Consider the following 13,006-nt stretch of genomic DNA (forward strand, 5'->3'; position numbering starts at 1 on the left):
TTTTTATTTTTGTTTTAACTATTTTAAGTATAATTACCGAAAATTATTTCCTGTGTGTAAGTCAATCGCGAATGAAAATTTTTTATGATGAAAATATGCCTTTTGCTAAAGAGTTTTTTAGTGATATTGGCGAGTTGGTGCCGTTCTCTGGCCGAAAATTAACCGCTGAGCAGGTAGGCGATGCTGACATTTTATTAGTCCGTTCAATTACCAAGGTTAATGAAGCGCTATTAAAGTTTAATAGAAAGCTGTTATTTGTGGGAACTGCCACTATTGGTATTGACCATATTGATCAAGAGTACCTATTAAAGCGTAATATTCCCTTTAGTTCGGCGCCGGGGTGTAATGCAATCTCAGTAGCTGAATACGTGCTAAGTGCTTTGGTGATTTTAGCGGAGCAAAAACTTTTTAATGTACTCGATCTTACCGTTGGCATTATTGGGGCAGGCAACACCGGAACTCGATTAAGTGAGAAGCTTTGCGCATTAGGCATTAAGCATGTCATGCACGATCCATTGCTCGAGCAACAAGGAGACAAGCGTCAGTTTGTTTCTTTATCTCAAGCATTAGCATGTGATGTGGTGTCTTTACATGTGCCATTAACCCGCAGTGGTAATTTCCCTACGTTTCATTTACTCAATGAAGAGCGCCTGCAAGCGCTTTGCGATAATCAAATATTGATCAATGCTTGTCGTGGAGAAGTTATTGATAATCAAGCATTACTCGCTTTAAAAAAACAAGGAATGAAAACATCAATAATTTTAGATGTTTGGGAAAATGAGCCTGATATTTTACACGCGTTAATTCCATATGCTGATATTGCCACAGCACACATCGCTGGTTATAGCTTAGAAGGAAAAGCCCGTGGTAGTGAAATGCTCTATCTGGCATTATGTCAACAGTTAAAAATTCCTCCCAAAAAGCAACTGAGTGAGTTTTTACCGGCACCGTCAATTGACCAAGTTCAAATAAAGCAGGATTTTAGTGAAATAGTACTAAACCAGCTAGTGAAAATGGTTTACGATGTCAGGCGAGACGATGCATTATTTCGTCACCAAATTATTAACCAAGGTTTCGATTATATTCGCAAAACATACCCCGCTCGCAGGGAGTTTTCTGCAATATCGGTTACTTTGGCAACTTCTGTCAAGACTGATGTGCCACATCAACTTGGCTTTACTAAATTATCCTAAATAAGAGAGAGGGGCATGGCACAGAAATTTGACGTTTGCGTACTTGGCGCAACTGGACTTGTTGGTAAAACAATTATAGAAATACTTGAGCAAAGAGATTTTCCAATTAATAAACTTTACCCACTAGCAAGCGCTCGCTCTGCGGGTGAGTTTATTGAGTTTAATGGCGAAAGCGTAGAAGTGCTTGATGCTGATAATTTTGATTGGAGCCAAGCACAAATTGGCTTTTTCTCTGCTGGCGGGAACATTTCGGCAAAGTATGCACCAATTGCAGGTGAAGCAGGTTGTATTGTTATTGATAACACTTCTGAATTTCGCTACGAAGACGATATTCCTTTAGTGGTTCCTGAAGTTAACCCTCAAGCATTAGCTGACTATCGTAACCGTAACATAATCGCTAACCCTAATTGTTCAACCATTCAAATGATGGTGGCGTTAAAACCAATTTATGATGCAGTCGGTATTGAACGAGTTAACGTGTGTACCTATCAATCTGTTTCTGGTGGTGGTAAAGAGGCAATGGATGAATTGGCTAAGCAAACAGCTGATCTTTTAAGTGGCAAACCTGTAGAGCCTAAGAACTTTTCACGTCAAATTGCTTTTAACGTTATACCGCAAATCGATGTGTTTCTTGATAACGGTTACACCAAAGAAGAAATGAAAATGGTTTGGGAAACCAAAAAGATTTTAGGCGATGACAGCGTACTAGTTAACCCAACTGCTGTTCGTGTTCCTGTATTTTTTGGCCACGGTGAAGCATTGCACATTGAAACAACGTCTCAAATATCGGCAGATGAAGTGAAAGCTTTACTCAGTCAAGCCGAAGGTATTGTTGTGTGCGAGAACGATGAAGACTTCCCAACACAAATTGGTGATGCAAGCGGTAAAGATGAAACATTCATTGGTCGTATTCGAGAAGATGTTAGTCACAGTAACGGTATCAATATGTGGATAGTTGCTGATAACGTTCGTAAAGGCGCTGCTACTAATAGTATTCAAATTGCTGAATTACTTGTTAAAGAGTATCTTTCATAAATAATGCGTAATTAAGTATTATTTACTGTTTTCTAAAGAAAATCAGAAACGAGTCGTTAATATACAATGACAAGTTTCTGATTTTTTTATTTTAAAGATTAATCTTTAGAAGTAATGCCAATTTCATTAATTAGGTGATCTACTTTATACGCAGGAAAAATGACAAAAGATAAAATATTTATTTTAATAATTAGTTGTTCTACATATTAAATAAGTAACGCAGTAGTTGATTATTTTAGCCAGCAGAAATGATCACATCGTTAGTGATATATATATAAATGTAAAAGGTCATTGTTTTATAGTTGGAATAAAATTTGCTATATTTCTATGGTCTTGAATGTGACAAATCTTTGGCGCATTATAAAATATGAACTTGTTCAGTTGCTTAGTACTATTTCGCTTATTTTAAGCGATAATGGATAAAGAAAAACTGGTATTGTTATCATTACAAAAATAATTAGGAAAGCCTCGATGCAACGATTGTTAAGCCTGTGCCTGTGGCAGGTTATTATAATAGGAATGCTCTCATGGAATTATTCAGCGGTTGCTGAAGAAAGTGTAGGGATCAGTATTCGAGGTCCAAAAGCGACAGACAAGGATCCTCTTGCACAATATGGCCCGATAAACTCTACAGATACTCTATGGAATATTGCTCTAAGAGTAAGACCTGAGCCTAACCTTACTGTTTATCAGGTTATGCAGGCGTTATTTCTAACTAATCCCCAAGCTTTTGCAGAAGATAATATTAACCACCTTGTTGAAGGGCAAATCATTAACATTCCTGACGTTGATGTGATGCGTTCGATTAATGATAACTCAGCAAAAATTAAAGCAAACTCAGATGCTAAACGTTGGGAGAGTGTTTCAGCTAAAAAAGAAAAAACTGTCGATTCACCAACAGCTCCTAAAGAGTTATCAGTTAAACAAAAAGATTTAGATAGTGCTAAAACTGAAATTAATGATCAATTAAAAACCTTGGGCGATGCGCAAAAGCAACAGTTTGAAACTATTCAAAATGATGTCTTAGATTCGATTGATGGCGTACAAGCACTGTTAAAAGAGAACCAGGAATTACGCTCTGATATTTTATCGGTAGGTAAAAGAGTGGACGTTGTTCAAGAAGACGTTGCCAAAGATGCTGAAATTAAAAAATTAAATGAAATAGTTACCCAACTACAGCGATTAATGGCAGAAGCTAATGCTCGCGATCAAGCTAGGCAGTTGTTAGAAGAGCAGGAAAAGTTACGCGGTCAAGATTTTACTTCTAGCCCATATTTTACTGTTTTGTTAGGTACTCTTCCTGCTTTACTTCTTATTAGTTTATTTATGTTTTTTTACAGTAGACGAAACAAAGAAAATTCAACTAACGACAATATTGAACAAAAGCCAGCAGTAAAAGAGAAAGCTCCAGCTGAAGAATTAGTCTTAAATCAAGATCTTGATGATGAGCTTTCACTTGATGGAGAGTTATCCTTAGATGATGAACTGTCACTCGACGATGAATTGTCCTTAGATGATGAGTTATCACTTGATGACGAATTATCTCTTGATGATGAGCTTTCAATTGATTTAACAGAATCTGAAGAATTACTTTCTGATGACGTGATCCATCTCGATGATGAAAGTGATGTAGATGACTTAGCCGATCTGGATGATTTAGACGACTTAGATGATCTAGAAGACATTATTTTAGATGACGATGAAGATAATGAACTTCCTGGCGGAGAATTAGATCAAAGTGATTTAGATTCTTTACTTTCTGGATTAGATGACGATGAAGATAGTGAAACAGAAGATGATAATCTTGAAGAAGAAATAGAAGCTTTAGAAAATGGGCAGTTAGATCAAAGCGATTTGGATGATTTACTCGGTAATTTAAACGACTTAGATGATGAAGCCGAAGAGATTGTTGATATTGATGATGTGTTGGAACCTGAAGCGGTTGATGGTGCTAAAGAAAATGCAGAAGAAAATGCAGAAGAAAATGCAGAAGAAAACGCAGAGCTTACCGATCCTGACGACATAGACGCCTTGTTAGCGTCTGCTGCCGCACCAGAAGAAGCAGCTAATAATGAAACTGAAAGTGCAGATGTTACCGATCCAGACGACATAGATGCCTTGTTAGCGTCTGCTGCTGCACCAGAAAATTCGGCTGACAAAGCTGAAGAAAGTGCAGATGTAACCGACCCTGACGATATAGACGCCTTGTTAGCGTCCGCTGCTGCACCAGAAGGTTCGGCTGACAAAGCTGAAGAAAGCGCAGATGTAACCGATCCAGACGATATAGACGCCTTGTTAGCGTCCGCTGCTGCACCAGAAGATTCGGCTGACAAAGCTGAAGAAAGCGCAGATGTAACCGATCCAGACGATATAGACGCTTTGTTAGCGTCTGCTGCTGCGCCAGAGGAAGCAGCTAATAATGAAACTGAAAGCGCAGATGTAACCGATCCAGACGATATAGACGCTTTGTTAGCGTCTGCTGCTGCGCCAGAAGAAGCAGCTAATAATGAAACTGAAAGCGCAGATGTAACCGATCCAGACGATATAGACGCCTTGTTAGCATCCGCTGCTGCACCAGAAGATTCGGCTGACAAAGCTGAAGAAAGCGCAGATGTAACCGATCCAGACGACATAGATGCATTGCTAGCCGCTGCGGGAGTGCCTGAAAGCGAAAGCCAAGTAAGTACCCAGGTAACAGATGAAGATATAACAGAGGTCGAAGAAGCCACTTCACCAGATAAAGCTAGTGAGAACATTGCTAAAATTGAAAACTTTACAGACGATTATATTGCCCCATTTCTTGAGGTAGATTTAAGTGATTTAGCGACCCAAGACGCGTCTTCTGCTGAAGTAATTGACGATGAAGTTACACCAGATGAAGATGAGCTTGATATTGACGCACTTATTTCTCAAGTAAGCGAAGAAGCTAACACTGACGATGAGCACTCAAGCATTGAAGAGTTAGATATTGGAGACGATATTCTTGCTGATTTGGATAGCGAAAGTGGAGCTGATGATATAGTTGAAGACAGTGTTGAAAGTGACACGTTAGATGCCCTCTCGGCCGAGTTTGATGAATCAACACTCACTCAATTATTAAATGATGAAAAAGAAGTATCTTCAGTAGAGTTATCGCCTGACTTTACCGATCAAAATGTTTTAGCAGATCTACTTGCTGATGATGATACAGAAAAAGAAAGCGTAGCTGAAGCGTCTGAAATAGAAGATATTCAAGAGTTAGATAGCCTAGATTTTGATGAGTTACTTGCCAATATTGAAGAAGAATCCGCTATTTCTAGTAATGATGATTTTGAGATAGATATCGATGACATTGATAATATTAGTAATATTGATGAAAGTAACCCACATCCTACCGGGGATGAGAGTTTAGATGAAACTTTAATAAATAATACTGATAACGCTGATAAAAACAAAGACAAGAACTTTATCTCTGTTGACTCTTTATTGACTGATAGTCTTGAAAGTAGTACTGATGAAGAGCCCTACGATAAAGCAAATATTAACGTTGGTTTAAACGATTTTCCAGAATTTACTTCTGAAGATAGTGGTGTTGATGTAGATGCTGATGAACAAAGTGTAACTGCAAAACTAGACTTAGCTAAAGTGTATTTAGACATAGGTGATAATGATAATGCCGAAGTTGTTTTGGCTGATATAGTCAGTTCAGGCGATGAGCAACAACAAGCTGAGGCACAAAAATTACTCGATAGTTTGAAAAAGTAATGACACAGCTTTAGTTACAGGGTCAAAAAAACGGTTAGAAATTTTAAATTTCTAACCGTTTTTTTTAGTATAATCAATCTAGTTGCTAGGTGTTATAATACCAATTTCATTAAGTTCATTAAGTTATTACTCATTTGTATTGGTTAAAATACCCCACAGCGGCGTTGCTCTCATCCCAATATCCCGCTATTGGTTAATCTAGCGCCTTGCTTTGAAATATTTTTGTTGTGCATAACAAGATCACAAACTTAATAAAAATGGTATAATGCCGCCGAAAAGTCGGTAGTTGAATAATAGTTGGGGTAAACATGCGGTACGCTTTAGGTGTTGAATACGATGGAAAAAATTACTGCGGATGGCAGAGACAAAAAAGTGTATCAAGTATTCAGCAAGCATTAGAAGAAGCGCTATCTAAAATAGCTAATGAGCCTATTGAAGTTATTTGTGCAGGACGTACTGATACAGGGGTAAATGCAACACATCAAGTTGTTCATTTTGACACTGAAAAGATTAGAAAAGATGTTGCTTGGACCTTAGGTGTCAATACGCATTTACCTAAAGACATCGCCGTAAAGTGGGTGAAAGAAGTTAATGATGAATTTCATGCCCGTTTTAGTGCGACCGCTCGACGTTACCGTTACATTATTGGCAATACCCGATTAAGATCAGCAATTTTAAGTAGCGGTATTAGCCATTGTCACTTTCCTCTGGATGAAAACTTAATGCACCAAGCCGCTCAGAGCTTATTGGGCCGAAACGATTTTACTTCTTTTCGCACCGTGCATTGTCAGTCGCATTCACCTAATAGAACGTTGATTCATTGCAATGTCTCTCGAAAGGGAGATTTTATTATTATTGATATTAAAGCCAATGCTTTTTTACATCATATGGTTAGAAATATAGCTGGTAGTCTTATGGTCGTTGGCCAAGCACTGCAACCTGTTTCTTGGATCAAAGAAGTATTAGATGCTAAAAACAGATGTGTAGCAGGGATCACAGGCCCTTCAGCAGGACTTTATTTTGTAGATGTTGACTATCCTAATGAATTTGATTTACCCAAAAGTAAACTTGGACCGTTGTTTTTAGACTAGACAGTATAAATACTGAATAAATAGAAAGAGTTATTTATGACTAAGTTTTAACAAAACAGACCAGTTTTTTATATTCAAACTATACTAAACTATGGTCTAATTACGGGTTATACGTGTTTTTATATTATATTTAAAATTTGATGAGGAAATTTTCATCAAAAATTGGTTTTTATTTGTTTAATAGGCAAAAAATAAATTATGAGTTGGATAGAGAAAATTCTCCCAAAAGCAAAGACTGCGCAAAAGCGAAATATTCCAGAAGGAGTGTGGAGCAAATGCACATCTTGTAATTCAGTGCTTTATAAAGTCGAATTAGAGCGACAAATTTACGTGTGTCCTAAATGTGACCACCATATGCGTATAAGTGCGCGTAAACGTATCGAAAACTTCCTTGATCAAGGGGAAAGAGTAGAGTTAGGTGAAGAATTTGAAGCACAAGATATCCTAAAGTTTAAAGACTCAAAGCGATACAAAGATCGCATATCAGCGGCACAAAAAACTACTGGCGAAAAAGATGCGTTAGTTGTAATGAAAGGTGAATTACATGGTTTACCTGTTGTTGTTGCTGCTTTTGAATTCTCATTTTTAGGTGGCTCAATGGCTTCTGTTGTTGGTGCGCGTTTTGTCAAAGGTGTAGAGTATTGTTTAAAGCATAATGTCCCATTTATTTGTTTTTCGGCAAGTGGTGGCGCAAGAATGCAAGAAGCCTTGTTTTCACTTATGCAAATGGCAAAAACAAGTGCTGCTTTAGCTAAAATGAGTGAAAAAGGCCTTCCTTATGTTTCAGTACTTACTGATCCAACGATGGGTGGTGTATCTGCGAGTTTAGCTATGCTAGGCGATATTAACGTAGCAGAGCCTAAAGCGCTTATTGGTTTTGCTGGACCTCGTGTTATTGAACAAACCGTTCGTGAAAAATTACCTGAAGGTTTTCAACGTAGTGAATTTTTATTAGAAAAAGGTGCTATTGATCTTATTGTTGATCGCCGTGAAATGCGTATGACCTTAGCTCGAATGCTAGCTAAATTTACTGGTCAAGAAAGCCCTGTAAAAACAGATTCATAGTTATAATCCTTACCATGTGATTAATCGATATTATGTTAGAAAACCTTAAAAGCCACTCGCCAAGAAATAACTTAGCGCAGTGGCTTTGTTATTTAGAAACAATTCATACCACTGAGATTGAGTTAGGCTTAAATCGGATTTCAGCGGTTGCTCAGCGTTTAGCGATTGATTTTAGTGCTTCAAAAGTAATAACTGTTGCTGGCACTAACGGCAAAGGCACAACGTGTGCTTTTCTTGAAAATGCTATGTTGGCTGACAAAAAATCGGTTGCTGTGTATTCATCCCCGCATATTGAAAAATTTAATGAACGCTTAAGAATTAATAAAGTAGATATAGATGACAAGGCGTTAATTAAAGCATTTGAGTTAATTGAAGCGGCAAGAGAAACGATCTCATTAACTTATTATGAGTTTACCACTTTAGCCGCCTTTGTAATTTTAACTGAAATACGGCCTGAATTTATAATACTAGAAGTAGGTTTAGGCGGGCGTTTAGATGCAACCAATATGATTGATGCCGATATTGCTGTAATTACTGCCATTGATTTAGATCACCAAGCATTCTTAGGTGATACACGAGAATTAATTGGCTTTGAAAAAGCAGGCATTATGCGTAAAGGTGGATTAGCGGTGTTGGGTGATGTAATGCCCCCACAATCAATTATCAATCACGCATGCGCCATTAAGGCTAAGCTACATACTCGTGAACAACAATTTACTGTCAACGCGAAAGGTGATTTTTGGCAGTGGTCGTTTGGTGATATCTCTCTGAGTCAACTTGTTCGCACGCATATTCCTCAAGATAACGTTGCAACAGCATTAACTGTGCTACATTTACTTGGTTTTGAATTGAGTGAAACTCAAGTAAACCAACTTATCGAGCAAACAAAAGTTGCTGGCCGTACAGAATTGTTTAAAGCAGACTGTGATGTCTTGTTAGACGTTGCACATAATCCTCAAGCGGCTCGATATTTAGCCCAGTATTTGACCGATAATGTGCAAAAAAGACAATATCAACGCGTTCATGCTGTAATTGGTATGCTACAAGACAAAGATGTTGCTAATACCTTAGCACCTTTGATTGAACTTGTAGACGAATGGTACGTTGGCAATTTATCCGTGCCACGTGCTGCTAGTAGTGATTTTATCTGTGCGCAAATCAAAAAAGAAATGCTAACACAGACTAAGTTGGTCAATTGCTTTGACAATATTACTCAGGCATTTAAAATGGCTAGTCAAAATATAAGTGAAAATGATTTGATAGTTGTTTTTGGCTCTTTCTATACCGTTGCTGAAATTAGACGTTTACTTCTTTAGCTTTTTTACTTTTATAAGCCTATGTATTTTGCTAATTAGTTAGGAGTTAGATTTGTCTACACCTTTTCAAAATCGTCTGGTGGGCACAATAATTGTGTCTGCTGCCGTTATCATATTTCTTCCTGACATTCTTGATGGTGAAAAACAATCCTATCAAGCCGATTTTGAAGCTATCCCTAATGCGCCTTCTTTTGTTAAAAAGCAAGCCGATAAAACATTCCCTATTGAAAAAATTAACACAGTAAAACAGCCCATCGTTGAAGAAACAGCGTTAGACGATGACGTTGAAACCAAAGTCATCTCTAATCGTGATAATGACGAGTTAAAAATTGCTGTGTTAACTAAAGACAAGCCGTTAGAAAACACACCACCAGAAGTTTCTAAAGTTAAGACTACAACGGTAGCTAAAGAAAAAGTTATCAAGAAAGCGCCTGAAAAAGCAGTAGTCAATCGAGCATGGGTAATTCACTTAGGCAGTTTTCGTCATAAGCAAAACGTTAAAGAATTATTAGCAAAATTAAAAGAAAATGGTTATGTGGCATTTACAAGACCCATTAAAACTAAAAAAGGGACCTTAACCAAAGTGTATGTTGGTCCAGAATTAATTAAGTCATCTTTAGATAAAAAGTTACCAAAACTTAAGGCGTTAACTGGAGTACAAGGAAAAGTTGCCCGTTTCGATGCTAATAAATGAGTTTAAACTCTGTGCTAAAACAATAAAAAAATAGCGCTTGGGTAAGTTGTTCTGTTAGAATGCGCGCCTCTATTATAATGAGAAATTCGATTTATGGTTTGGATAGATTACGCCATTTTGGCAATTATTGGCATATCGACATTAATTAGTTTAGTGCGGGGCTTTGTTAAAGAAGCTGTTTCACTGGTTGTCTGGTTTAGTGCTTTTTTTATTGCTAGTACATTCTATGAAAACTTAGCGAGTCTCCTCACGAATATCTCTGAGCCATTTTTAAGAAACGCAGCGGCGATTGCTATTCTTTTCATTTCTACCTTGATCCTTGGCGCTTTAATCAATTATTTAATTAGTCAGTTAGTCGATAAAACGGGTTTGTCAGGCACTGACCGAGTACTAGGACTCGCATTTGGCGCGCTCAGAGGGGCATTAGTTGTTAGTGCTATGCTCTTTTTTATGGATGCTTTTAGCACAGCGGCTTCAACAAGTTGGTGGCAAGCATCTCAATTAATTCCTGAATTTACTGTAGTGGTACAATGGTTCTTTGAGTATTTAAAAGAATCATCTAATTTTTTGAAATAAATTAATCAATGAAAATTCATTGATACATTAACCTTTCTGTGGAGAAAATTTCATGTGTGGTATTGTTGGCATTGTCGGTAAAACACCTGTTGGTCAATTATTATATGATGGTTTAACGGTGTTACAGCATCGTGGTCAAGATGCTGCGGGTATTGTTACTATCAGTGATGATACTTTTAGATTACGTAAAGGTAATGGCCTTGTTAAGGATGTATTTCATACGCGTCATATGTTGAGATTACAAGGCGATATTGGCATTGGTCATGTGCGCTACCCAACGGCAGGCACGTCAAGCTCTTCGGAGGCACAACCTTTTTATGCTAATTCACCTTTTGGTATTTCATTAGCTCACAATGGTAACCTTACCAATGCTGACGAGCTTAAAATATGGCTACGTGAAGAAGCTTATCGTCATGTTAACACCACTTCAGATTCTGAATTGTTGTTAAATATTTTAGCCCATGAATTACAAACCTCAGTCCATAACTTAACGCCAGACGATATTTTTACAGCGGTTGCTAATGTGCACAAACGTGTTCGTGGTGCCTATGCTACTGTTGCTTTGGTCATTGGACACGGCATGATTGCTTTTAGAGATCCTAATGGTATTCGACCTTTAGTTTTTGGTAAGCGCGAAACCGCCACAGGTGTTGAGTATATGGTTGCTTCAGAATCAGTAGCCTTAGACGCTTGTGATTTTGAGTTTGTTAGAGATATTGCACCAGGCGAAGCGATCTTTTTTCCTGAAAATGGGCCGTTACACAGTAAGCAATGTGCTGAAAACCCAACCTATAGTCCTTGTATTTTTGAGTTTGTTTATTTTGCTCGTCCCGACTCAACAATGGATAAAATGTCAGTTTATGCTTCTCGTGTTGAAATGGGCAAAAAACTTGGCCAAAAAATAGCTAACCAATGGGACGATCTCGATATCGATGTGGTTATCCCTATACCTGAAACTTCATGCGATATTGCTTTAGAGATAGCGTTACAACTGAATTTACCGTACAGACAAGGGTTTGTTAAAAATCGTTATATTGGCCGTACATTTATTATGCCGGGCCAAGAGCAACGTAAAAAGTCAGTTAGACAGAAACTAAATGCTATTAAAGCAGAGTTCGTTGGAAAAAATGTTTTATTAGTTGATGACTCTATTGTGCGAGGAACAACGTCAGGTCAAATTATTGATATGGCACGCGCATCAGGTGCTAAAAAAGTTTACTTTGCTTCTGCAGCTCCTGAAGTACGCTTCCCTAATGTTTATGGTATCGATATGCCAAGCCCTAATGAATTAGTCGCTCATGGCAGAGATTTAGATGATATTTGTCAATTAATTGGTGCTGATAAGTTAATATTTCAAACGATTGACGATTTAGTTACCGCGGTTTCATCTGGAAACCCTGATGTGAAAATGTTTGACACTTCTGTATTTGATGGTCGTTATATCACTAATGATATTGATCAAGGATATTTAGAAAGATTAGATGCACTGAGAAACAATACGACTAAAGAAACTTCTGATAAAAATGCAGATTCAATTCTTGATTTGTATAACGAAGGTGAAAGCTAAGCTAGGCAATTGACAAATTAATTAAGTTTATTAACTTGTAAAAAAAGGCACCTTTGGTGCCTTTTTTAATGAACGTATTTCGTACAGCTTATGAAATAAACTCTGGTCCGAAGCCTAAGCTCCACAATACGGCACTTGCTGCCATAATTCCAACCAGTAATACTAAGCCACAGGTTACAACAGAGCTTGAGTAGATAAAACCTTTCTCTTCTTCAATATTCATCATGATAGGTACACCAGAGTACAGTAGATAAACAGAGTAAGATAAAGCGACTATACCAGCAATTGCAACAAACCATAACACAGGGAATAAGGCGGTAATACCTACCATCAGTAGTGGTGTTGATGTATAAGCTGCAAGCTCTAACGACTGAGTAAAGTTAGGTGCAGAATCAAAAGTTTTTGCCATCCAATGTATTAAATAAGCAAGTGCAAATACACCACCTATTAACGCAAAGTACATACCAACAGTCATCAGTAAAGCACTAGTTTGGGTGAGTTTTATCGGATCACCTGCACCTATTGTCCAACCAATATGTGCTGCTGCATAATAACCACAAATAGTTGGTATAAGGGCTACTGTGAGAATATGTACTAAAGAGTACATTAAACTCTCATGACGTTTTTCAATCGTTTGCCATTCATCTCTAGGGTGAGCGTAAAGCCCCCATATATGATTTAAGATCATAAACTTCTCCTCGCTGTCCCAGATACTATATCTTACG

10 protein-coding genes are annotated in these 13,006 nt (G+C 37.7%); 9 read left to right on the forward strand and 1 reads right to left on the reverse strand.

The annotated features are described in order from the left end of the window. Positions 1–71: 71 nt before the first annotated feature. The 9 genes from AC27G3_RS10485 to purF all read left to right on the forward strand — a co-directional run bounded on the left by AC27G3_RS10485 (position 72) and on the right by purF (position 12,281). Complete coding sequence (locus AC27G3_RS10485; RefSeq protein WP_487121338.1) at positions 72–1,193, forward strand: 4-phosphoerythronate dehydrogenase; 1,122 nt, start codon at positions 72–74, stop codon at positions 1,191–1,193. A gap of 15 nt (positions 1,194–1,208) precedes the next feature. Continuing rightward, a complete protein-coding gene (locus AC27G3_RS10490; protein ID WP_487121340.1) occupies positions 1,209–2,228 on the forward strand; it encodes an aspartate-semialdehyde dehydrogenase in 1,020 nt (339 codons plus the stop codon). Positions 2,229–2,747: 519 nt separating this feature from the next. After that, a complete protein-coding gene (locus tag AC27G3_RS10495; RefSeq protein WP_487121342.1) occupies positions 2,748–5,972 on the forward strand; it encodes a FimV/HubP family polar landmark protein in 3,225 nt (1,074 codons plus the stop codon). Positions 5,973–6,280: 308 nt separating this feature from the next. Continuing rightward, positions 6,281–7,063: a tRNA pseudouridine(38-40) synthase TruA gene (gene truA, locus AC27G3_RS10500; RefSeq protein ID WP_487121344.1), complete on the forward strand. Its 783-nt coding sequence runs from the start codon at positions 6,281–6,283 to the stop codon at positions 7,061–7,063. 198 nt (positions 7,064–7,261) lie between these two features. Continuing rightward, positions 7,262–8,128, forward strand: coding sequence for an acetyl-CoA carboxylase, carboxyltransferase subunit beta (accD, locus tag AC27G3_RS10505; protein WP_487121346.1), 867 nt, complete (start codon positions 7,262–7,264; stop codon positions 8,126–8,128). A gap of 32 nt (positions 8,129–8,160) precedes the next feature. Further along, complete coding sequence (gene folC, locus AC27G3_RS10510; RefSeq protein WP_487121347.1) at positions 8,161–9,444, forward strand: bifunctional tetrahydrofolate synthase/dihydrofolate synthase; 1,284 nt, start codon at positions 8,161–8,163, stop codon at positions 9,442–9,444. Positions 9,445–9,496: 52 nt separating this feature from the next. Continuing rightward, on the forward strand, positions 9,497–10,138 hold the full coding sequence (locus AC27G3_RS10515) for an SPOR domain-containing protein (RefSeq protein ID WP_487121348.1): 642 nt from the start codon (positions 9,497–9,499) through the stop codon (positions 10,136–10,138). Positions 10,139–10,231: 93 nt separating this feature from the next. After that, entirely contained in the window at positions 10,232–10,714 is a 483-nt protein-coding gene (locus tag AC27G3_RS10520; RefSeq protein WP_487121350.1) for a CvpA family protein, read from the forward strand. A gap of 52 nt (positions 10,715–10,766) precedes the next feature. After that, entirely contained in the window at positions 10,767–12,281 is a 1,515-nt protein-coding gene (gene purF, locus AC27G3_RS10525; RefSeq protein ID WP_487121352.1) for an amidophosphoribosyltransferase, read from the forward strand. Between the two features lie 88 nt (positions 12,282–12,369). Here purF and AC27G3_RS10530 read toward each other — a convergent pair whose 3' ends face one another. Beyond that, positions 12,370–12,969 (reverse strand): Yip1 family protein, encoded by a 600-nt coding sequence (locus AC27G3_RS10530; protein ID WP_487121354.1) that lies wholly within the window; start codon positions 12,967–12,969, stop codon positions 12,370–12,372. Between the last annotated feature and the right edge of the window lie 37 nt (positions 12,970–13,006).

It is taken from the genome of Colwellia sp. SU-HH01217, assembly GCF_057543495.1.